This window comes from Leeuwenhoekiella obamensis (assembly GCF_055391795.1).
In genome coordinates this window covers 2021711-2045770 of record NZ_AP029251.1, presented here as the reverse complement: position 1 = coordinate 2045770, position 24060 = coordinate 2021711, and the positions used below count along the sequence as shown (strand labels likewise).

The window sequence follows — 24060 nt, the reverse complement described above, 5'->3', positions numbered from 1 at the left end:
TTTTACCAGGTAATAGTTGTTTGTATTGGAGCTCCTAAGTTCTCAAATTTTAATAGAAGCGTGTTCGTTTTTTCGTCCCAATTTGACGTCATTTCAGTGATGGCAGCGCCATTTTCATCACTGCTTTTAATGCTCTTAGGTTCTTTAGGCAAATACACGCGCATTACATTGTTAGTATTCACCGGACTACGGCTTGTAAAAGCAAATGATTTACCCTTTGTTTTTTCATCAGTCACTCTGGCGGCAGTAGCAAGAACCTGTGGTTTTTTGCTTTTTATCGCATTAAGATTATATAGCAAGGCTTGCTCACCCGGGTTGATCACCTTTTTATCAAGCACCGGAATTTCTGGATCAAACAGATCGATCACCGGTCCATCAATAGTTAAAGGAGTAGCAGAAACACTTTCATCAAGAACTGCGGCGATCTCATACGGCCCGCGTTGCAGGTGGAAGTTATTTTTCTCAACCATATTCTCGCCAGTGTCAGATAGCGCATTTTTAAGCATCGCGATGTATGGTGTATCGCCTTGCTCTTGCATCACCAACTCTTTAGGATTTTGTCGTAAGACATAAACCTTACCCTTGCCAGCGGTGTGATATTTTACATTTCTATTTGGGTCTACGCCCAAAAGTTCAAAAAGATGTTCAGAAGGTGTATTGTAATTAAAGTCTTTATTCCACCAGTCTTGCACCTGCTGAAAAGGATCATCATCACGCCCCACATAAACCAGAGAACCACCTTTTTTCACCCAATCTGCCAGATACTCATGATCCTTTGGCGAAGTAGGTTTAAGGTTTGAATACGTCAAGACCAATATTTTTGTATCGGCAAGACCGCCTTTAGTATTAAGATTCTCCATGTGTACGGTTCCCACAGGAACTCCGCGTTTTATCAAAGGAAGCGTTAAGCCATAAAAGTTTGACAACTGCGGGTCGTCATAACTATCATGATTAGGAAAACGCTGAAACATCAAGGAGTTAGAAAGTAGAACATCAATGCCATCTGTACCGTTTATCTTATTGTCAGATTGTGGCATCTCATTAAGCACGTTGATCATTACCTGCATCTGCGTAGAATAATCACGCGGAATCAATATTTTTTCGTCAGAGCCAGCAACACTATAAGGGCTGGTGTAAATACGCTCTGGCCATGGCATCACTTCATAATTGTTAACAGATGGATATAAAAGTTTACCAATAAAAGTCGCTTGATAATTCAATTTATAATCCTGCCATGTTTTTCTACGATCTTCAATAGGATCTGTTAAGAAGAACATTTTGCGACCAGTAGGTTTTGTCATAGAAACCATTGAGCCATATTCTAAATATGCATTCTCAAAGGTTCTTTCTTTTTTAATGCCGTTATAGAAAACAGATTCGCGAGAAGTACCGGTCCAAACTTGAGCGATATAACCATCAATTCCCGGAAGAGAAGCTAGACTAGCTTCTGGACTTACGATGGCCCATGAAGAATAATTAATTAACGAGTGGGTAGGAACATAGACTTTTACGTCAAGACCTTTTGATTTTCCGTACTTTTTGGCGTAAGCCGAAACCTTATCAAGGGCGTTGTAGTACAGGTGATATTTCAATTTATTTGCCATCCAGGTATTTTCTGGTGACTCATGTTGCGGCTTCCAATCTGTGCCGTAGAATTTTTTCCACTCTTTTTTAAAGGATTCGCTATAACCAGAACGCGCCCAAAACTCTGGTTCTTCAAGATAAATAGAAGTTATGCCGGCGTCAATAACGCGTTTAACAACCGTTTCTTGAATATATTTTAAGAAATTGTCTGAAGGTACGATGTATGGCACATTGTGACCGTGCCAGATGATATCACCATTTTGTTGTACTTGACCTTCGTCAAAATGTTTTTTACCATCCCATTCTCCTAAGAAGTAGTCTTCATAAGAACCCCAGGCGATACCTGTCATAAAATGCGTGAGGTAGCCTTGATCTTGCCATGACTGTACACGATCTTCAAAGGTTTGTCTTTTATCATGGTCTGATGGGTTGCCGTTTACACCATACACAATAGAGATATCTGCGCGGGTGTCAATTTCTGGCATCCATGCACGGCTGGTTTGAAAGGCAGTTTTTTCAGTTTTAGGTTTCTCTGTGTCTTGCGCTACAATAACGTTTGCGGCAAGCAGTGCTAAAAATGAAATTTTCTTAATGGTAAACATAGGCATGGATTTAAAAAAATAAACCCGTGACACACAAGTTGCCACGGGTTTAAGAGGAGTGTGAAATTATTCCTGTTCTTTAAGTAGCTTGATGAAGTATGCACCTACTACTGATCTGGCTTTAAAGCCAACTCTATGGCCAGATTTTGTTTGATGCCAGTCACTAAGTGGCACTCTGTCTGGAGTTTCGTTTGCAAATGCCCAAACTGGATCAACAATAGCATTAAAGTCTTCTTGAGAGTCTGCCATTGTAGCTGTCCAAAGAATCCAGTCTGACTTTGTATAATCTCTACGGCTATCTAGTGGAAGACCGTATTTATTTTGCTTAGTCAAGTAATATGCTAGTTCTTCTTTAACCACGTTATCTGGAAAAACATTAAGATCTAAGATGTCATCCCAAACAAGGTTATACTTCTGGCTCCAAGTTTCAGGCTGCTCAAAAGCAAGTTCATAGTGATCTCCATCTTGAGATAGCTCGATCCATTTTTGTGCGAAGTCTTTTGCTGCATTAGTATATTTCTCAGCAGCATCAGTATCTCCTAACATTCCTGCAAGTTTACCGTAAGAAGCAATTGCCATGATCGCTTTTACAGATAAGTTTGAGTTACGAGCAAGGTGACCAGCAAAGTCATCAGTAGATAACTGGTTTGCAGGATCAAATCCATCTTGCATTAAGTAATCTGTCCAGGTAGTTAAAGTTTCCCAGTGCTCTTTTGCATAGTCTGCATTACCTTCTTGTTGTGCGATAGCAGCCATAAGAATGATCATGTTACCCGCTTCTTCAACTGGCATATCTTCACCATACGTTTGCCCAGTTGCGATAGGATAAGTACCTAAATCGTGAGCAGGGAAAGGTTTTTTCCATTTACCGCTCTCGCTGTAATAAAGAATACCGTTAAGCATACCTTTAAGAAGATCTGTATTGTATACTAGATAAAGTGGAGCAGAAGGATAGGTAATGTCTACAGTATTGATAGATCCATTACTGTTGTTTTCTTTAGATAAGAAAAGTATTTCTCCATCTGGTGATTCAACAAGGCTGTGACCAGCGATAGACTGACGGTAAGCAAGAACACAAAGGTCTGCATATTTTTTACCACCTGCTTCTACAGCGTCATTATAAAGTTCTTCATCAAAAGATTTAACTTCAGATAAGATCTCACCATATTCGTTGTAGGCATTCGCCAAAATCTGATCGAATGATTCAGCTTCTTTCTTGTGCCAAGGTTTAAGAGAAGTACCGAAAAAGTTTATCGCTTCTTCCTCATCATATCCTAAAAGGAAAAGGTGATCTTTTGCTTGAGAAACATCACCAAGATCAGCAACTGCATTAAGCATTAGTCCTTTTTGCGGAAGCGCTGATGAAGCACTGTTTGCACCGCTAGTAAAAGAAGAAATAGCATCTTTAGGTCCGCTTACGTATTGTGCAGCGTTTTCAGCAGGAGTTGAAAGGTAAAAATGTCCCCAGTCAACTCTAAGATCATCACCTTTTTTCTGAAGTACTGGTTGCTCTTGCGTACCAACCTTCATTGTTAGAAGTCCGTTTTTCTCATAGCTTTCAGAAGTAACGGCTTGTGTCATATTGTTTACAGCAAGGTTAGACGATGCACCCACATAAACTTTAACGTTGTGAGCAGCGCCATCATTAGAACCCGCTTGAACGTCAAGATAAGTTACAGGACGTGCATAAACCTTAAGATTCTCAATAAGTAGAGGAGAGGTGAATGTTGCAGTTACATCTACACCACCACAATCAAAAGTGTATTGTGTTTGGTTTGCAGTGATCTGTACATTAGTTTGTTTAGCTTGCTCAATAGCGGTGTTGTTCTCAGATTTTGCTTCTGTAACAAGACCAGCATCTAACCACTGACCACCAGCGGTGTTTCTAATATGAATTGCAAGCACGTTACCCGTTTCTTTAAGCGCGCTGATAGCATCTTCTTTAAGTGGGATGTATTTGTACGCATCATCCCAACCGCTAACGTCATAGATCTTAACACCGTTAAGATATGCAGTTACGTTATCGTCGTGACGCAGTTTTAAATAAACTTTAGAAAGGTCTCCTTGTGGAAGATCAAATGTTCTTCTATAGTAAAGGTCGTTACTCTTCCAAACAGTGCTAGCAAGCGACTCATTGTCAGAAAATGGAGCTTCACCATTTTTCCAAGCGCTGTCATCATATTCAGTACCTGTCCATTCTCCAGAAGGCTCATCTTCAGAGTATGCTACGCTATAGCTTTCTTCATCAGAAGTAGGAATTACAGTTTCATAAACTTTAGTTTCCATACCTAGGAAACGGTAGAATTTATCATCAACCTGAACAATACCTAGAAGGCTGTGGTCTTTCTCTGTCCAGTGTTTTGTAGATTGAGTGTTAAGTTCATCAGACATAGACCAAACGCTAAAGTTTGGGTTATGCGTGATCAAAGGATAAGCAGGCGCGCGTAACTCGGCTACACCAGCCAGCTCTTTATTTTCAGAAACCGTTGTTTCTGATTTCTCAGTTTTGCAGGATGTAAAGAAAGCAAACAGTCCTAACAGGGCTGCCGCAGATAATTTGTTTGTCATTGTTTGATTATTGATAAAACGATTTAGTAATAGTATTAAAATTTTATTAAAATGCCAATTTTTTTCAATTTAGATTGCGCATTTTTCTCTGTTAAGTGTTCTAAATTGATAAAAGAGGGCAAAAGCCATAGCTTTTACCCCCTTTATCATGGGTTAGGTTAATTATAAATCTAGTTTAATTGTATCAGAGAAAAGTAAATCTTCTACTCCGTTCATTTTTATACCGATGCGGGCGAATATTGCATCTTTGTTATAACCATCAGGAAGATTAACTGAAGCGGTGATGTTGCTTTCAGTTATTGTGCTTGCATCAGCTTGAGCGACATTATAATCTCCATTATTAGAAACAAACTGTGTATCATTAATGTAGATCTTAGCATACTCAATGTTTCTACCATCAGTACCTGTAAGTACTTTAGTGATGCTTGCAGATCCAGTGATCGCATTTCCACTTTGACTAAAACTAGGGTTACTTACAGTGTAATAGGGAGTAACCTCAAGATCCATTTGTGTATTTCCATTAATGGTAACAAAAAGTGTATCTGCAGGCGCCTTCCAAGGACCTTGACCGTCAATGAATTTCAATTTGTACTCACCACTAAAAAACAATCCGCTAAAGGATCCATCTGTGTCTAAGTGAACATCAAGAGGACCGTAAAGACCGTATCCTGATTGCCATAATTGAAATCTAACTTCCTTAGCGCCTACTTGTATAGGCTCACCATTGTAAACTACATTACCTGTAAAGAATGCATCAGGCTCATCGTAGTTATCTATTTCGCATGAAGCGAAAACAAATGTCAACGCAACTATTGCTAATATATATTTGATTTTCATAATGCTAATTTTTTATTGGTTAGGGTTCTTAACAATAAGCGGGTTATTGTTCAAGATATCCTGTCCTATTTCAGAATAGTAATTTCCTAACCTAAAGTTATCTGAACCAGTAACACGACTAGGTTTAACGATCTTGTATAACCAGTCTCCATCATTAGGATTTCCTGGATTTACATATTTGTATGGCCATAACCCGAAAGGTTGTGTAAGCCTTTTAGTAGCATCGCCTATGTTTTGAGTAATCGTGGTTGCGTCCATAGGAACACCATCTAGAATTTGATGTGCGATTCTCCAACGTTTCATATCAAAGAAGTGCAATCCTTCAAAAGCAAATTCTACAAAACGCTCATGAGCGATTCGATCAAATGTGATGTCACCAGCAGCAAGATCTGTGGTGATACCTGCACGTTGTCTAACCTGATTCATATAGCCAGCAGCTACATCAAATTGCTCAAGTTCAAATGCAGCTTCTGCAGCATTCAATAAAACTTCTGCAAAACGGTAACGAATAAACCAAACATCACTCTGTGTACCGCGTTGTCCAGATCCTGGTTTAGGATCTTGATATTTGCGAATATAAAAACCTGTTTGGGCAGTAAATTCAAGACCATCTATTGGCCCATCAAAACCTACAACTTGTTCAGCGCCATTAGATCCTGGGAACTCTTTAGATTGACCTCTTTGATCACCACTTACAACGGTACCATCAGCCAGTTGAACACCAGCAAAAATATCTACTTGACGCCCTTTAAAGAAAGATCCAGGCACGATAACAGTACCTTCAAGACGCGCATCTCTACCGTCAAAAAGATCTTCTGGATTCTCATAATAAATAGGAGCTCCAGATCCATCTTTTATAGGTAGTGGCTCATAATTACCGTCTAGAGTTTCAAAAGACTGTACTAAACTTAGTGCTGGGTTTATACGCCCACCTTCTTCTTCTTCAGCTCCGTATCTAGGTTGATTAGAAATGGTGAAACCATGCTTCTTGTCTGTTTGAAGTTTAAAATCTTCAACAAAGATCGCTTCGTTATTTTGATTCTTTTCATAGAACAATGCAGCAAAGTTTTCTGATAGATCAGGTTTAGAATTGTAAAGGCCATAGTTTCCTACCTCGCCGTTTATAATTCTTTGGGCTGCAGCCAAAGCCTTACCATAATATTCATCTGCTCTAGATGCAGGAATACCTACTTCACCACCAGGTAAAGATACCGCCGGAGTATTTTGACCGTATTTTGCGATAGATGCGGCATACAGCGCAGCTCTTGCTTTAGCAGCAACCACAGCACCTTGCGTAGCGCGAGATTTTATATTGGCATCCGCCGGAAGATCATCAACGATCTCGTCCATTTCATTGATCACAAAGTCATAGATCCCAGCTTCTGTTTCTCTAGGAAACTGAAGGTATGTAGGATCACCACTAAAATCGTAAGTCTGAGACTCAAGAATTAGTGGAACTCCGCCCATTCTTTTCACTAAAGTGAAATAATAAGATGCTCTTAAGAATCTACCTTCAGCCTTAAAGCGAGCAAGGTCTTCAGCATCAAGTTCAGTAGAATTTTCTAGACGCTCTAAGAACAGGTTCATGTCACGGATGTAGCCGTAGTCCCATGTTCCCCAATCGCCGTAGCCGTAGCCACCATTTTGAAACTCGCCATAGCGACCAGCTTCAGACCAGAAAGACACATTAAAACGAGCTACAGAAGCCCAGTCTTGAACTGTACCAAAATCATAGTATCTATTGTATAGATCTGCTAAAACTGACAGTACGAGATCTGGATTATTATATATCTGTTCCTCTGAGAGTACATTAGTAGGTTCCTTATCTAGGAACTCTTTGTCTGATTCGCATTGAGCGAATAACAGAGGTATAATTAATAGAATTATATATTTTTTCATTTCATAACAATTTTATAGAGAGATGTTTACTCCCACGTTAATAAATTTGTTCTGTGGATATTGTAAACCATTTTCATCTACAACTTCAGGGTCAACACCATACTCTGATAGGTTATCAATAGAGAATAAGTTATACGCGTTAACATACACTCTACATTTTTGCACGCTGATCTTGTCTAGTAGATCTTTAGAAAGGTTGTAACCTAACTCTAATGTTCTAGCTCTTAAATACGTCACGTTATGTAACCAGAAAGTTGAATTCTTGTTGTAGTTACTATGTCCACCTTCATTATAACGCAGAGCAGGATATTTGCCAGGGATCCAATCACTATTAGGATCAAATGGGTCTTCTCTATGCCATCTGTCTAAGAAGATCTTGTTAAGTGCTCCAGTGTTCTGGAAAGCCCAACGCTGCTCCCAACTTTGGTTCCAAGAGAAATTTGACGCCCCTGAAAAGTCTGCAGTAAAATCAAATCCTTTATACGCTAGGTTAATGCTTAAACCAAAGTTTACAAGAGGGTTGAAGTTGTTGTAGCCTATAGGTGTAATATCATATCCATCAATACGCTTATCACCATTTACATCTTTGTAAATAAGGTCACCAGGAAGTAGGGTAGAGTTACCACGTCCATCTACATCTACAGGATAACTATCAATTTCTTCTTGAGATTGAAACTGTCCTACAGTTGTATAACCCCAGAAAATCGTGTTGTAGCGATCTTCACTTGAGTTGCGATATCTGTCATAAGAGTTATTGAATCTAGGTTTGTAAGAAGATAAGAACTTGCTTCTAGAAATAGATCCATTTGCAGTAACGCTGTAGCTAAAATCACCTATATCATCAGAATATGATAATGAACCTTCAATACCAAAGTTAGCATCACTATTTACGTTCTCATCTGGAAGACCATATCCTAATTCATTAGGAACTAGTACATCATATTTTCTACCACGTAAACCAGTTCTCTTGCGATAGAAATAATCAACTGTTCCTGATAATTTACTGTCAAACATATAGAAATCTGCACCAATGTCTAAGATCTTACTTTCAAACCAAGATATGTTGTTAATAGGCTGCCCTCTGTCTCTAGAAGGTATAACTGGTTGTCCATCCAAGATCGCTGGGTTGCCAACATCATAGCTGTAACCTGTTAAATAATCAAAGGCACCAATTCCCACATTATCATCACCTAATACACCATAAGATGCTCTAAGTTTTAGATTATTAAGAAAGCTATTTGAACCTAGAAGATCTTGTGCAAATTTTTCTTCAGTAATTCTCCAACCAGCAGATGCAGATGGGAAGTAACCTACTCGTTTTTCTGGTGAAAATTTCCAAGAAGCATCACGTCTACCAGATACTTCTAGATAGTATTTATCAGCAAAGTTATAGCTCAATCGTGCGATATAACCTATACGTGCATCTTCAGCTTGATAATCGTCATAAGTATCCATATCAGAGAAGTAGATCAAAGGAAGTTCATTTGTTCCAGGAACAGAGTGTACCCACTGTTCTAGATACAGACCTTCTTGTCTCTCAGCAATAAATACAGCATCTATACTATGCTCATCAAATTTCTGCTTGTATTGTAATTGACCTTGATATACATTTTTAATGTTTTTACGTGTTCTGCGTTCACGCCATGGGTTTGTACTACCTCCTGTAACATTATAAACATCATTGGTGGGATCATAAGTGTAAGCCTCATAAGTGTACTCATGACCATCAAGAACTCTGTCTGAAATGAAATATGAATACATCCCTTTCGCCGAAAGGCCATCTATAAAAGGAATATCATAATCTACAGTGAAGTTGGTTTGTAAAACCCTCCAAGTATCGCGCTGGTAACCTCCAATTTTATAGTTGTGAAGAGCCCAGTTTGTTTCGTTGTGACCTATGTCATTAAGATATTCTGGGTTGTCATTAGCGTAAGGACGCTCATAAGGACGGTTACGTAAAATCGCAAAACGTGGTAACCAGTAATCATCTGCTCCAGGAATACCAGGATTCTCTCTTTTTTCTATACGACCGTTGATCTGTACGCCAACCTTTAAACGCTCAGAAATATTTGCGTCAACGTTACTCTGTATGTTACTTCTATCAAAACGAAACTCTTCACCTAATACAGATTCTTGACTTAGGTTTGTGAAAGATAAGTAGTAATTTATATTCTCAGAACCACCGGTTGCGCTAACGTTAAGGTTAGTAAGCGGTGCGTTTTTCTTAACGATAAAGTCACGCCAGTTAAAAGATTGATAACCGGGATCTGTACCTATTCTATATTTCTCAAGTTCATCTGGAGTAATATTTGTAGTACCAAACGAGTTTACCTCTGCTTCGGCTTGCGCCAAAACGTATTGGTATGAATCATTCACGGTTTCAGGGAAACGAGACCAGTTTTGCCATCCTGTGTAGGCATTAATATTTACTGTGTTACGAGTTCCTTTTCTACCACGCTTAGTAGTTACAACCACCACACCATTAGCCGCTCGCACACCATAAATCGCTGCGGAAGCATCCTTAAGTACAGTGATACTTGCAATATCATTAGGAGAAAGGTTGTTGAATTGACCTTCATCCTGCTGAATACCATCAATTACATAAAGAGGAGTACCCATATTACGTATTTGAATAGTAGCACTGGCTCCAGGTCGACCATCAGGCATTCTAAAACTTACACCTGGTAGTTTACCTGCTAATCCTGCACTTACAGTAGCTCCACCATGCACTTTCTCAAGATCTTCACTTGTTACTGTAGAAATTGCACCTGTAATAGATTTTTTGTCTTGAGCGGTATAACCCGTAATAACGATCTCATCAAGACCTGCAATATCCTCTTCAAGTTGAGGATTGATGGTCGTGTTTCCGTCTACAGGAACCTCTAAAGTTTTAAAGCCCACATAGCTGAATACCAGCGTTGCGTTTGATGCGACATCGATTGAGTAATTTCCGTCAAAATCACTTTGTGTACCGTTACTGGTACCTTTTTCAATAACCGTTACAGTAGGCAATGGCATACCATCAGGATCCATTATTGTTCCCGTAACTGTTATTTCTTCATCATTTTGGTTCTGAAAGGCATGAATATATTGAGAGCTAGACAATATACTTACGAGCATCAATAGAAATAGATCTCTAAATCGATTTCGCTTTTGAGAATATTGAATTTCACTGTTTTTCTGCCTTTTCAGTTTTTGTTGAATTTGTAGTTTTTCCATTTAAACAAAAATTGAAAAGTTAACACTCCGTTAATGTATGTTTAAACTTACTCAAACGATTGAGCGTGAAAAAGAGAGGAAATACGATTTATCAAAAATTGAATTAAACGTACATTTTACGTTTATTGTATTGTTGATTTTCCTCGTTTTGGTGAGGAATTTTAAATATAATTTGATTATAGCTGAATTTTTTGATTTTTATTTAATGATTATAAATGTTAATTATACGCTTCTAGTCGATTTTTCAAGTAAAAAAACGCAGATTTTGAAAACCTTTATAAAAAAAATCAGCTCCAAAATTTCGATTAAGAAATCTTAGAGCTGATTAAAAATTTTAGTGATTATTAACTAATACTAATCACTACTTAGTAGTCTCCATTCTCCAATTTGAATAAGACCAGCACCATTATTCTCAGTAACTTCCCATCTATAATATAGATATGCAGTGCTATTATCTACAGTAAAAGTACGAGTCTGGCCTCTCTCGTCGAACATTTGATCGGTTTGAGAATCTATTTCTGTCCAAGTTGAGTTATCATTAGAACCTGAAAGTGTCCATGTTTTAGCATCTCTACCTGGAGCATCATTTCCTGATGTGATGGTATATTGTCCTACAACAGAAGCTTCAAGCAATCTTTGTTGCATTTGTAGCGGTTGAGTAGGATCCCAACTTGTTAAGAACTTAGATCCTTCATCATCATCAATAAGTTTGAAAGATCCCTCAGCGCCGCTAGGTCCATTTGTATTATCACGGTTAACGGTTATAAGAGCAGATTGAGTAAAGTCTTCAGCTCCAAAAGAAATGATCTGTAATTGCATCAATCTCCATTCAGCTATTTGAATCAAAGATCCACCATTGTTATCTGTAATATATATTCTATAGTACTGGTAAGCGGTCTCATTGTCAATATTCCACTCTCTTGTTTGGAATCTTCCAGAGAATGATTCATCAGATTTAGAATCTAATTGAATCCACGTAGTACCATCATTTGAGGCAACAAGATTCCAATCTTTAGGATCTCTATCTGGCGCGTCATTAGCAGATGTAAAAGAGTACTTATTGATCACCTTAGGAGTTGGGAAAAACTGCTGAACATACATAGTATCATCATAATTCGTCAGATACTTTGTATTTATATCATTATCCACAAGTTTAGGTGAACCTTCATTATTACCAGCGCCATTAGGGTGCTCATTACTTACGCTAAGGATCGCCAACGGTGTTAGGTCAACAGATACAGAAGCAGGAGTAAATGGATAAGGAAGATCTGGATATTTTGCTTGAGCAATAACTAATTCTTGTGCCCATGTGTCATTCCAGCCAAATGCCTCTTCAAACATAGGTTGAAGATCATCTCCTGCAGCACCACTCCAGAAGTGAATGAATTCACCAACGGTAAAATCAGATACATAGCTACCACCATTAGTGGGATAAAATTCAGCAATTGTGCTAAAGAAATTACTGAAAATGCCTATACCATTGTAGTTTTCATAGATAGGTAATAACCAATCTTGAAACCAGTTTGTACCAGCAACTGGTAGGTTAGAAGTGCTTTCAAGATAAGCAGTTTTAACTCTTTCAGCGTCAGCTTCAAGGTCTAGAGCCATATACATATCGTATGTAAAAATCTCTACAAAGCTTTCACCCCATACAGTTGTAGCCGGAGCTCCATTTGCTCTATTGTTACCACCTTCAACCAATTGTCCTAACAGTTTTAAAGATAGGTCTGAGGTTTGAGCAGTAAGTTCAAGTTCAGTGATCGGTAAGTCAATTACATTTTTATTTTCAGTTTCAGTCTGTAAATAATTACCGGAAAAAGTTGGTGCAGCGGCGTCGCCGTGACCTACAACATGTAGACTAGCACCGTTACCGAAGAAGCCATACTTACTAAGAATTTCTGGCCAAATTTTACCGTAAAAAGATAATGGCCATTCTATTTCACGATCTACATCTGCATCATAGAATACACCCACTCCATTGATAAGGATCTGTCTATTTACTTTTTCAGAATATCCACCCCAGCTTTCAACCATAGCTCGTGGTGGTGATCCATCTGGATCTGTATTGATAATTGAATCTGGCAACCCGTCAATAAGAGAAGTGTCATCTTCTTTACAGGATATCAATACTGTAAGCATTACAAATACTGATAATAGCCTTAAGTTAATATATCTCATAATTTTTTTAATTTATAAAGAATCATTATTCAACGGGCAATAAAGAATCACCCGTTGAACATTTTCTTACCAACCTGGATTTTGAGTTAAAGTAGGGTTAGCATTGATCTCATCTTGTGGTATAGGCCAAAGATAATCTTGAGGTCTAAATATTCTATTTTCGAATACAACCACATTATAGAAATCTGCTTCACTAGTAGCGTTAATATCCATACTGTGGAAAGGTCCATCAAGAACATCGCTAGCAATTTTCCAACGACGTACATCAAAATATCTTACGTTTTCACCAAAAAGCTCAACACGTCTTTCTTTTCTGATAGCAATACGCATATCACCTTGATCTTTAGGAGCAGCTAGGTCTATAGTTCCATATTCTGGAATACCTGCGCGTTCTCTAATAAGGTTTACATATTTTAGAATATCAGGGTTTCCTGGATCGTACTCATTTAAAGCTTCAGCATAATCGAGGTATAGTTCAGCTAAACGAAACATAGGAATACTTCTTTGATTAAAACCTTGGCATTGCCCTACTGGATAAGATTTTCTTACAACATATCCTGTAGGAGCATAATCATTAGTACCAGCTTGTCTACCAGAGTTACCGCCATACCATGTTTTTGTAATGATATCTCCACCACCTCTATTTAGCCAAAGTGAACCATTGTAAGTAACCGCATTGTAAAAACGAGGTTCTCTATTTGTCCAAGGATTATAAGTAGATCTGGTTGTAAAATCGTAAGGAGCTTGAAAGTCTGAAAAACCATCAGCATCATAATTTGCTACTGGATCGTCTATAGATCTACCATTAGATGTAAAGAATGCATCTACAGCTTCTTGAGTTACACCTAAACCTCCTGCACCACGGTAGCAACCATCTGCTCCTAAGTGATAAGGTGTGATATCATAGTGATAAAAAATATCCCCACGTGGTCGAGCATAAATGATCTCATCATTGTAATCTTTGATCATTACATCACGTACAGATAAATATGGATTGCCTGTAGGGTCTTTGTAAAGACTAAATTGAGTAGGAACGAACTTATCGATAAATTCTTTAGCTACATCAGCAGCTGCTTTCCACTTTTGAACATCATAAGTTTGAGGTATCAATTGATTACCTTCAGCATCAGAAAAACCAGCGTAGTCTGTGTTACCATTGAATAAAGGACTTGCAGCAAATAAAAGCGTCTTTTCTTGGATCATCATTGCCATTGGCACTTTGAATCTTCCAGCATCTTTGTCTTCAAAGTTACCTTGCTCAAGACCTATAATTGCTTGGTCCATTTCACTAACGATGTACTGAGCAACTTCCTCTATTGAATTTCGCTTTAAGCCTAATGCATTAAGATCAGCATCCTGAGGGATTGGAGTCTCACCAAGTAAGATAATAGGCCCCCATGAGCGCATAAGGTTATAATAGTAATAAGCTCTTACAGCGCGAGCCTCTGCTTTATACTGAATTATATCTGTAGGCGAACAATCTGCACACTTGTCAACGTTTGCTATAAATGTTGAAGCAGAACGAATACCTCTATAGAAATTAGACCAAAGGTTGCTAACTTCTTGTGTTGTAGAGTTCCAGTCACCTATGTTTAGCCAGTTTCCCATATGGAAACCCCATACATATTCACCTTCATCAGATCCACCAGTCCATGGACCAGAGTTTTGAGTAGTTGTATATCTCTGTGCATATTCGCCAGGAATTTGAGAGTATACGTTAGCTAAATAACGAGTTACATTCGTCTCATTATTAAAGGTGTCTTCAAAGGTTAACCTGTCATCAGGAACCTGATCTAAGTAGTCATCGTTACACGAAAGTAACGTAACCGAGCCTAGAAGAGCGATTAATAATTTTTTCATATCTATTTCTTTTTTCTATTTAATGAGATTGTTATTGAGTTCATACCTTTAAGAATTAAAAGTTAAAGGTACCACCCAATGCGATAACACTAATGTTAGGATAAACACTACCGTTACGAGTGTTAAGTTCTGGATCCCAAAGATCAAAATCTGTAATTGTGAATAGATTTGTTCCTCTAAGATATAATCTGAAAGAATCAATTCCTACTTTATCTGTTACTGAAGTAGGTAATGTATAACCTAACTCTGCAGTTTTAAGACGTATAAAATTGATATCTCTTAACCACCAGCTACTATCTTGTCTGTTGTTACTAGAACCATAGCTTGCGGAACTATAAGATAATCTTGGCGAAGTTGCGTACGGATTATTGTTTTCTGGCGTCCAGCGATCAAGAACTAACGTATATACAGTTCCTTCACCACCGTCTCCACCAAATGGTTGTACACCAGCTCCACTAATAAAGCGACTAGCGAATTGCTGCCCCTGGAAGAACATGCTTAAGTCAAAACCTTTATACTGTGCAGTGATACCAAAACCATAAGTAAGCGCTGGTACATCACCATCACCAAGTACTTTTCTATCGAAAGAATCAATCTGACCGTCACCATTCAAGTCAGTATACTTGATATCACCAGGTTGAATTTGACCGAATGATTGCGTTGGAAATCCATCAGCAGATGTGATAAATCCATCTCCATCCATATCGTCTTCAAGAGTGAATAATCTTTCAGCTACATAACCGAAACTTGCAATAAGGTTTGTACCTCTACGGTCTAACCAAGGGAAAGGTTGTTGTGGAACTCCATTTTCAATAATCTTATTCTTATTATATGAGAATGTACCACGGAATCCTAATTGTAGTTCTTGCGCGATAAGCGTGTTATATGTAATAGTTCCATCGAAACCTTTGTTCTCTACTATACCAAGGTTACCTGATGGGTCAGAATTAAGACCAATATAATTAGGAATATCACTTCGGTTAAGGAAAGCACCTTCTGTTCTTTCTTTAAACAAGTCAAATATTACACTTAGGTCATTATTGAACATGTTGAATTCAATACCTAAATCCTGCTTTCTTGCTTCAGCCCAGCGCACATCTACACCGTTTCTTGTTTCAGCAATACCTTCAATATAGTTACCTCCTGTAGGACCATAAGTATAACCTCCTTGACCTCTGTTTACTTCGCTTAAGTATGCAAAACGAGGAGCTCCAGAGTCAGATCCTACTAGACCATCAGAATATCTAATTTTAAGGTAGTCAACAGTTTCTTTAATAGGCTCAAAGAATTTTTCGTTAGATAGTACCCAACCTCCAGCAACTGAAGGAAAGAAACCGTAACGGTTGTTTGGAGCAAAGTTCTCAGAACCGTTGTAACCAGCATTCACTTCAAAGAAGTAACGATCATCATAAGAGTAAGTTGCTCTACCGGCAAGACCTTCACTTCTAAAAGGAATACCACTAACAAGATCACCAGCAAAAGCATTAACGTAATCTTGTCTGTTTGCAAGTAATAAACCACTTACAGAGTGATCACCAAATGATCTATCATAGTTGAATGATAACTGCGTATAAAACCTTCTGTTACCACCATTACTGTTACTATATCCTAAGAATTCATCACCAGACTCGTACGTTTCATTAAGAACTAGCTCACCATCTTCTGTTATTGGGAAGTTAGGATCTACAAAGTACGTGCTCTCTCTTTTAGAACGAATAAGCGTTTGATCATTATAAGTATCAAATGCAAATAATCCATGAACAGAAAGACCTTCTGTAATAAAGTTTAACTGCTGCGTAATGTCAAGGTTAGTGTTTAACTTGTTTCTTGTAAGAGTTCTGTAACCTCTTAAAGCTACATCAGCGTATGGGTTTCTTAAACCACCGTTCGCACTTTTACCAGGAACATATCCACCTGGGTAGATTTTAGGATATTCTACAGGAGAAACTTCTAATGCAGAACCAAAGATCGCTCCTACGTCTATACCAGGATAATTACCTTCTGATAGATAACCTTGGATACCAACGTTAATGTTAGTAGTCTTAGTTACATCAATGGTAAGGTTTGATGTAAAGTTATATCTCTTAAAACGTGTACCTGAGTCGTAATCTTCGATACCATCAGTTACAAAAAGACCAGTTTCATCATAATACCCTAAAGACACGTAATACTGTGCGTCTTGCGCACCACCGCTAACGTTTACTAACGCTTGTCTGTTACGACCAAAATCGTTAAAAACTTCATCTAACCAATCTACATCAGGATAGAGTAGAGGGTTAGTACCTGCAGCTGTATTGTCTATATATTCTTGTGTATATCTTGGCACAGAACCACGAGTGGTAAGTGCTTCGTTAGCAAGGTTCATGTATTGTACACCATTTACCACATCTGGTACTTGAGTAAAATAGGTTACACCTTCATAGTAATCAAGAGTTACAGCAGGTTTTCCTAGTTTACCTTTTTTGGTTTCAATAAGGATTACACCATTTGCACCACGTATACCATATACTGCAGTAGCAGATGCATCTTTTAAAATTGAGAAAGAAGCAATATCACGTGGGTTAATATTATCTAGAGATCTTTCTACACCATCTACAAGTACAAGTGGACTAGCGTTACCAAAGGTAGATATACCACGTATCCAAAGATCTGCTCCGTCAAAACCAGGAAGCCCATCACGCTGTACCCCAGTAATACCAGAAATCCTACCCGCAAGCATAGTACCTATGTTTGCAACAGGAAGTTCAAGTTCTTCAGCTTTTACAGTAGATTGTGCACCTACAACGCTAATTTTCTTTTGTTTACCATAACCTACGATAACGACCTCATCAAGCGACTGTGGATCATCATCCATTTGTATGTCAACGGTTGTTCTTTCGCCAACGGTTACTCTTGTACTTCTCATACCTACGTAAGAGAAAGTAATGATAGACTCTTTTGAACTAACGGTAATAGAGTAGTTACCATCAAAGTCTGTTTGCACACCGTTGTTTGTATTAAGTTCAGTAATGTTTACTGCTGGTAGAGGTAGACCTTGAGGGTCTGTAACTGTACCAGTAATTGTAATACCGTCTTGCGCAGCTGCACTAAAGTGAGTGAACACCATGAGAGCTACGATTAGAAAAATACTACAACGATTGCGGGTTCCATTCGAGGTTTTAGAAAGTGAAGGTGGTTTGCCAATACGTTCTAAAGTAAATTGTTTTTCCATCAATGATTAATTAGTAAATAGTTTAACATTTAATTAATATTGCTGTAAACATACTAAAACGGTTTAGCAAATCAAATTATTTATTATAGAATCAATGATTTTTGAGAAAAACTCAATATTGATCAATAATTTTATGCTTTTAAAAATATAAAACCGTTAAAATTGAAATTTTGATGAATATATTTCAGTTGTAGGGTATCCCGTAAGGGGTTGGTTTTCAAATGATGTCTCAGAATTGGATTTATGAATAAATGTTAAGGTTTTCCATAATTCCTATTTTGGCTTTAATGAGTCGTCCTAAAATAGGTTGACAGTTTTTAATAATTTAAATCAATCCCTTGAAGCTAGCTTCAAGGGATTTTTTGTTGTGTATAAAATTAGGTGTTTTGTAGTTAAGGCTTAGATGTGGTCTTTGATTATTATAAGTTTTAATAGACTGCTGAACTAGCAGGCTAAGTTCTTTGCCTGTATTGCATTTGTTTATCAAGAACTCTCCCTTCAATATCCCGTTAATTCGTTCTGCTAATGCATTTTGATAACAGTCATATCCATCTGTCATTGAAGGTATCGCATTTGATCGCTTCAATTGAGTTTGATACAACGAAGAACAATACTGCAAGCCTCTGTCAGAATGATGTATTACCTCGCTTGATGTGGTTCTACTCTTATTAGCCATTTTCATTGCTTTAACTACATTTTCTGCACTCATGTCATCACTTAGATGATAGCCCATTATTTTTCTGCTAAAAGCGTCTGTCACCAAGGAAAGATAATGTGTCCTTTCTCTACTCTTGATGTAAGTAATATCGCTTACAAAGTATTGCTCTGGTCTTACGGGTGTAACATCTTTCATTAGGTTAGGGTGTTTTTTTAGCCAATGCCTAGAGTCTGTTGTCCTTGTGTAATTCTTTCTTGGTTTTATAAGCATTGATTCTGACCTGAGATAATCAAATAAGGCGTCCCTGCCTATTTTAACTCTCATCTTTTCAAACTCAACGTTGAGTAAATAATACAGTTTACGAGTACCTAGTCTTGGCATTTGCTGGCGCACCCTTAAAATCAGCGGTTTGATCAAGGCAAGTTCATCAGCTCTTGTCCTTTCTCGCATTTCTGCTTGATAGACAGCCTGTCTGCTTATCCCAAACAATCTGCAACAACGTGACAGGCTTAGTCGGTGTTCTTGCCGGATTCGTTGGATTGATTGGGCAAATACTTTTTTCGAATAGAAGTTCCGTATTGCTGATCTGAGATATCGATCATCGTGTTGAGAATCTTATTCTTAAGCTTCTCATCTGACAGCTCTTTTTCAAGCCTCTTGATCTTTTGAGCAGGTGTTTCTTTCATTGTATTACAGCTAAGTCTTGTCTTTGGTTTACTCCAGTCTAAGGTACCGTGTTTGCGCAACCAAACCAAAACAGTACTCCTTCCTTGAATACCGTACGCTTTTTGGGCTTGCTTATAAGTCATTTCGCCCTTTTCTACCTGAGATACAACCGCTAATTTAAAGCCTAAATTGTAATCACGCTGAGTCCGTTTCTGCTCAGCTCCTTCTGAGTCTTTCATAAATAAGTCGAATTTGTGTCAACTTATTTCAGGACGGGACATAAGCCAAAAAAAAGCCCGCATAATTAAATGCAGGCTTTTTAAATGATTTTCTTGGTTGGTTAAGAAAGCTCTGGGTTTTTAGAATATTCTTCCCAAAGTTCATCTACTGTATGACCAGTGTACTCTTTCCAAAGTTCATCAATATACGTTTTTGCTCTTAGGTTTTTGTCCATTTTAGGAACAAGGTTCTCATCATAGTTTTGAGAGATCCATACTAAGAAACGTGCAGTGATACGGTAAGCATTAGTATAGTGTTGCTTCTCGTTAAATGGAGTTAAAGACCATCCTGCCTTCTCATTGTCTACACCATATTTGTAACGTACGTAATCTGCGATACCTTCAGTAAGCCATCCTGGTCCTGCGTTGTTAGGGTAAGACTGGATAATGTGCATTACTTCATGTGTCATAAGATCTGTATCTTCTGGTTTTTTGTGTAACCATTGTGAAGCTACAACTACTTGACCGTTGTGAGCATATGCAACACCGTCATAAGCAGTATCAATCTTAATAGCAAGATCTGTACGCGCATCTTTATTAAAGTCGTTCATCATTTTTGGGTAAACCTCATTGATGATGCTTTTAAATTCTTCTTCAAACTTAGGGTCTAAAGTAGGATCTTGATTTGTGTAAGTGATGGTTAGATCTGATTTTGGCTCTTCAACTTCTGTTGCTGCTGTTTCAGCTTCTGCTGAAGATTTTTTTTCGCCACAGCTTAATAACATCATTGCTGAAGCAAAACCTAGTACATAAATGTTCTTCATTATAAAAGTTTGTTTAGTGATGAACACAAACATAGTAAATCGATTTATGTAAAATCAATTTATTTTTAAAATAAAAATTAGGGCGTCCTTTATTTTGCTGCTGAAGATTCTCTAACTATCAGATCTGCTGCGATTGAAGTGTTCTGTATTCCTTCTACAGTTTTTTTGTCGTCTAGAAGTTCTAGCATGATTTTCATTACTTCTTGACCTATTTTGTCCATAGGTTGAGCAATTGCAGAAATAGTAGGAGTATAGATCTGGAAGAGATCATTATCATCAAACGTTAATACACCCAGTTGATTAATAAGATCTGGATTTGTTTTCTTGATCATTAAAATACCACTTTGAGTAAGGTAGTTTGTGGAGAAGAAAACGGCATCAACTTTATCATTGAGTTGCAAGAATGAGTGGATCATATTTCTTCCTTTCTCTGTGTTTACATCATTAAAAGGAATCTGCAGAACAAATTCTTCAAGGCCAGCTTCTTTGATCGCTTGGCTATATCCTTCTTGACGTTTTAACATCTGCGTTTGTTTTACATCAGTAGTGATAAAAGCGATATTCTTGAATTTGTTTTCAATAAGATGTTTTGTGCCCTCATAAGAAGCTTGCTGGTTGTCAATGATCACGCTGTGTGATTCTAGCTCATCAAAGCGTCTGTCAAAAAGTACAACCGGAGTATTGCTTTCTTGCAGGTTTTTAATTTCTTCTTCAATGCCCATAGGTGGTGCGATCATAAAACCGTCTACCTGTCTTCCTGAAAAAATATTGATAAATTCTCTAGCTCTATCTGGGTTATTCTCGTGACTGCAAAAAAGAACTTTGTAATCTTTTTTATAAGCGATATCCTCAATGATTCTCGCGATGCTAGCAAAGAAGTTGTTGCTAATATCCTCTATCATAAGAACCAGGATCTTAGTCTTACCCGTTCTTAAACTTTGAGCAACAAAATTGGGTTTGTAATTAATAGACTCAACATATTCTTCAATCTTCTTAATTACTTCATCAGAGATCTTTTTCTCTTTACCCTTGCCGTTTAATACAAACGAAACGGTAGTTGCTGAAACATTTAATGCTTTTGCTATATCTTTAAGAGAAACTCTTTTCTTACTCATTCTTCAATTTTTTCGGTTAAGTTCTACACTTGGGTTAGGCGCTGAGCGCAATAAAATTAAAAATACTTCAATTTTATGGTAAATCCGCAGTTGTAAACCGAATTAGTCTGAATTTTTTCTAAAATTTAAGTGTCAATTCACAAAATGAGCATTTTGTACAAGTATTATAATTACGTTGTTTGTTTTAAATAGGTTTTGGCTACAGCCAAAAAAAAACCACAGCGCAAACTGTGGTTTAGTATTTACTATTTTCTTATTCACTTAATTGCCTGCTTGCATCTCTTCTTGCACGCCGGCTAACCAGTCTTGATGAATCTTAAGAAGTTCTGCCAGTTTCTCTGGGTTTTGATCAGCAACATTATTTGTCTCTGAAACATCTTTGTCAAGATTTACCAAAAACAGATCAGGAAGATCCATTTTTTTGTTGCCTTTGTTTGGTTCTATCACGTTACCTATTAACTTCCATGAGCCTTTTCTCACAGCCCATTGAGAGCGGTTGTCGCTATACGTGCCAACCTGCCAGTACACAACATCATGCTTAGTTTTGCTGTTGTTTTTTATAATAGGCATCATGCTTTTGCCATCAATTTTTTCGGTCACTTTTGCGCCGGTAAGTTCTGCGATGGTAGGAAACCAGTCCATCTCCATAACCAACTGGTCACGTGTCTCACCAGCAGGGATCACGCCGGGATATCTGATGATCGCCGGAACACGAATTCCCCCTTCAAAAAGGCTGAACTTGCTACCTCGATAAGGTCCAGAATTTCCGCCTCCCCAGAAAGCTCTTTCTTCTTTAGAATGCCCATGGTCTGATTGAAATACAATGATCGTATTTTCAGTCAATCCTTTTTCATCAAGATAATCTAGAATCATTCCTATAGACTCATCTGTGTTTGATACAAACGCAGCATATTCCTTGCGAGGAGAAGGTAGATCTTTGTAATAATCTAACCATTTAGGAGTTCCTTGATATGGGTAATGCGGTGCATTGAAAGCCCAGTATAAAAAGAAAGGTTCCTCATCTGTTTTGTCAATTACATTCTTGATCTCGCCCACCATTAGGTCAGAGAAATGCTCACCAGGATAATACACTTCCTCATCATTGCGATAAAGATCATGCTTATTAGGACCATCCCAGAAAAACGTGTGCGAATAATTGTCAATACATCCACGCTGATGCCCAAAGAAATAATCAAATCCTTGACCATTGGGTAAATTTTGAGGTCTGTGGCCCAAGTGCCATTTTCCCACAAGCGCAGTTTGGTAGCCATTGTCTTTCATCATTTCGGCCATGGTTACTTGGTCAGTAGGTAAACCATATTGACCGGTAGCCTCAGCTTTTTCAGGAATCGGGACATTGCCAGGAAGGCCAGCTCTCAGATTTGTTTTCCCCGTAAGGAGTGCCGCTCTAGACGGTGAACACACAGGAGCGCCTGCATAAAACTGAGTAAAGCGCGTACCTTCTTTAGCAAGCCTATCCATATTAGGCGTGTGAAGATCTGTTGCGCCGTAGCTGTTGAGATCAATTGATCCCTGATCATCTGTCATAATGACGATGACGTTGGGTTTTTGTTTTTGGCTGTAGCCAAAATTACTCACAAGTGCCAGTGCGAGTAAAACGATTAATTTGTTGCTCATATTTTTATAATTTGTATAAAAATAGAACTTCTATAATCTTCTCAAAATATATGCAATAAAAAAAGCCTCACCGGACGTGGTGAGGCTTGTGGCGGAGAAAGAGGGATTCGAACCCCCGGAGGTGTGACCCTCGCCGGTTTTCAAGACCGGTGCATTCGACCACTCTGCCATTTCTCCAATATCACTTAAATCTCTGAAACTGCATTCTACCTCCCGATAGCTATCGGGACTGCCATTTCTCCTTAAGCGGGTGCAAATATAAAATGAATTTTTAAGATGCAGAAAACTTTTTTAAATTTCTTTATGTATTATTTTTTCCCGTGATAGGGATTTTCTCTCCTTTAAAGTGCGGATCCTTATTTATCAGCAATTCTCCTAGTGCTTTCACATTGGCAATCAGCTCTCTAAAATTATTTCTAGTTTCTGCTTCATATTTTCTACGATCACCTATAAAACCATAAAAATCCAGCCCCATAGATCGCGCAAGGTAAATCGCTCTAGGTAAATGGAAGCGTTGAGAGACCACGATCGCCTTATCAACGTCAAAAATATAGTTTGCTCTAAAGACAGAATCATAAGTGTCAAACCCGGCAAAATCCATAAAAATATCCTCTTCAGGCACGCCGCGCTCAAGCAAATATTTTTTCATTGCAGAAGGCTCGTTATAATATAAAGACCCATTATCACCCGAAAGTAGGAAGCGTTTAACCTTGTTATTCTCATAAAGAAGAAGAGCACTCTCAACCCTGTCTCGCAAAACCACGCTTAGCTCACCATCGCTTTTTACACTTGCTCCCAGAACGATCACGGTGTACGCTTCTGGCAACGCATTTTTATCCTCGTAGATAAAATCTTCAGTTTTATGTGAGATATGGTAAGAAAGTCCGACTAAGCTTAAAACGCCCAAAATCGCAATAAGCAACAAATAAAGTGCGATTTTCTTGATATTAATTCTCTTGAGCAATTTCATTAAGGTCGTGTGG

The 24060-nt window shown here is 38.1% G+C and carries 13 protein-coding genes and 1 tRNA gene; all 14 read right to left on the bottom strand.

The window, feature by feature from the left end; all coding sequences use genetic code 11:
- Window positions 1-2: 2 nt before the first annotated feature.
- The 14 genes from ACZ5L8_RS09015 to ACZ5L8_RS08950 all read right to left on the bottom strand — a co-directional run bounded on the left by ACZ5L8_RS09015 (window position 3) and on the right by ACZ5L8_RS08950 (window position 24047).
- A complete protein-coding gene (locus ACZ5L8_RS09015) occupies window positions 3-2186 on the bottom strand; it encodes a hypothetical protein (RefSeq protein ID WP_464436767.1) in 2184 nt (727 codons plus the stop codon).
- A gap of 66 nt (window positions 2187-2252) precedes the next feature.
- Window positions 2253-4754: a glutaminase family protein gene (locus ACZ5L8_RS09010; protein ID WP_464436765.1), complete on the bottom strand. Its 2502-nt coding sequence runs from the start codon at window positions 4752-4754 to the stop codon at window positions 2253-2255.
- Between the two features lie 162 nt (window positions 4755-4916).
- The gene (locus ACZ5L8_RS09005; protein WP_464436764.1) at window positions 4917-5591 is read right to left on the bottom strand and encodes a DUF3823 domain-containing protein; all 675 of its coding nucleotides are present in this window, start codon (window positions 5589-5591) and stop codon (window positions 4917-4919) included.
- 12 nt (window positions 5592-5603) lie between these two features.
- A complete protein-coding gene (locus tag ACZ5L8_RS09000) occupies window positions 5604-7490 on the bottom strand; it encodes a RagB/SusD family nutrient uptake outer membrane protein (protein WP_464436762.1) in 1887 nt (628 codons plus the stop codon).
- Window positions 7491-7502: 12 nt separating this feature from the next.
- A complete protein-coding gene (locus ACZ5L8_RS08995) occupies window positions 7503-10709 on the bottom strand; it encodes a SusC/RagA family TonB-linked outer membrane protein (protein WP_464436760.1) in 3207 nt (1068 codons plus the stop codon).
- 354 nt (window positions 10710-11063) lie between these two features.
- Window positions 11064-12887 carry a discoidin domain-containing protein gene (locus tag ACZ5L8_RS08990; RefSeq protein WP_464436758.1) on the bottom strand — a complete coding sequence of 608 codons (1824 nt, stop codon included), beginning with the start codon at window positions 12885-12887 and terminating at the stop codon, window positions 11064-11066.
- 66 nt (window positions 12888-12953) lie between these two features.
- On the bottom strand, window positions 12954-14747 hold the full coding sequence (locus ACZ5L8_RS08985; RefSeq protein ID WP_464436757.1) for a RagB/SusD family nutrient uptake outer membrane protein: 1794 nt from the start codon (window positions 14745-14747) through the stop codon (window positions 12954-12956).
- A gap of 55 nt (window positions 14748-14802) precedes the next feature.
- A complete protein-coding gene (locus ACZ5L8_RS08980) occupies window positions 14803-17958 on the bottom strand; it encodes a SusC/RagA family TonB-linked outer membrane protein (RefSeq protein ID WP_464436756.1) in 3156 nt (1051 codons plus the stop codon).
- A 325-nt stretch (window positions 17959-18283) separates the two neighbouring features.
- A protein-coding gene (locus ACZ5L8_RS08975; RefSeq protein WP_464436754.1) for an IS3 family transposase occupies window positions 18284-19521 on the bottom strand; the annotation gives its coding sequence in 2 pieces (ribosomal slippage) (window positions 18284-19179 and window positions 19179-19521; 1239 coding nt in all).
- Between the two features lie 101 nt (window positions 19522-19622).
- Window positions 19623-20324 (bottom strand): basic secretory protein-like protein, encoded by a 702-nt coding sequence (locus ACZ5L8_RS08970; protein WP_464436752.1) that lies wholly within the window; start codon window positions 20322-20324, stop codon window positions 19623-19625.
- Window positions 20325-20413: 89 nt separating this feature from the next.
- Complete coding sequence (locus tag ACZ5L8_RS08965; RefSeq protein WP_464436750.1) at window positions 20414-21439, bottom strand: LacI family DNA-binding transcriptional regulator; 1026 nt, start codon at window positions 21437-21439, stop codon at window positions 20414-20416.
- Between the two features lie 261 nt (window positions 21440-21700).
- The gene (locus ACZ5L8_RS08960) at window positions 21701-23077 is read right to left on the bottom strand and encodes a sulfatase family protein (protein ID WP_464436748.1); all 1377 of its coding nucleotides are present in this window, start codon (window positions 23075-23077) and stop codon (window positions 21701-21703) included.
- Window positions 23078-23166: 89 nt separating this feature from the next.
- Window positions 23167-23254, bottom strand: a tRNA-Ser gene (locus ACZ5L8_RS08955).
- Between the two features lie 124 nt (window positions 23255-23378).
- Entirely contained in the window at window positions 23379-24047 is a 669-nt protein-coding gene (locus tag ACZ5L8_RS08950; protein ID WP_462597585.1) for a SanA/YdcF family protein, read from the bottom strand.
- Window positions 24048-24060 lie beyond the last annotated feature (13 nt).

Coding starts and splice junctions, on each gene's coding strand:
- ACZ5L8_RS08965 (WP_464436750.1), bottom strand. CDS start 21,439: ATGAGTAAGAAAAGAGTTTCTCTTAAAGATATAGCAAAAGCATTAAAT.
- ACZ5L8_RS08950 (WP_462597585.1), bottom strand. CDS start 24,047: ATGAAATTGCTCAAGAGAATTAATATCAAGAAAATCGCACTTTATTTG.
- ACZ5L8_RS09015 (WP_464436767.1), bottom strand. CDS start 2,186: ATGTTTACCATTAAGAAAATTTCATTTTTAGCACTGCTTGCCGCAAAC.
- ACZ5L8_RS08990 (WP_464436758.1), bottom strand. CDS start 12,887: ATGAGATATATTAACTTAAGGCTATTATCAGTATTTGTAATGCTTACA.
- ACZ5L8_RS09000 (WP_464436762.1), bottom strand. CDS start 7,490: ATGAAAAAATATATAATTCTATTAATTATACCTCTGTTATTCGCTCAA.
- ACZ5L8_RS08980 (WP_464436756.1), bottom strand. CDS start 17,958: ATGGAAAAACAATTTACTTTAGAACGTATTGGCAAACCACCTTCACTT.
- ACZ5L8_RS08970 (WP_464436752.1), bottom strand. CDS start 20,324: ATGAAGAACATTTATGTACTAGGTTTTGCTTCAGCAATGATGTTATTA.
- ACZ5L8_RS09005 (WP_464436764.1), bottom strand. CDS start 5,591: ATGAAAATCAAATATATATTAGCAATAGTTGCGTTGACATTTGTTTTC.
- ACZ5L8_RS08985 (WP_464436757.1), bottom strand. CDS start 14,747: ATGAAAAAATTATTAATCGCTCTTCTAGGCTCGGTTACGTTACTTTCG.
- ACZ5L8_RS08960 (WP_464436748.1), bottom strand. CDS start 23,077: ATGAGCAACAAATTAATCGTTTTACTCGCACTGGCACTTGTGAGTAAT.
- ACZ5L8_RS09010 (WP_464436765.1), bottom strand. CDS start 4,754: ATGACAAACAAATTATCTGCGGCAGCCCTGTTAGGACTGTTTGCTTTC.
- ACZ5L8_RS08995 (WP_464436760.1), bottom strand. CDS start 10,709: ATGGAAAAACTACAAATTCAACAAAAACTGAAAAGGCAGAAAAACAGT.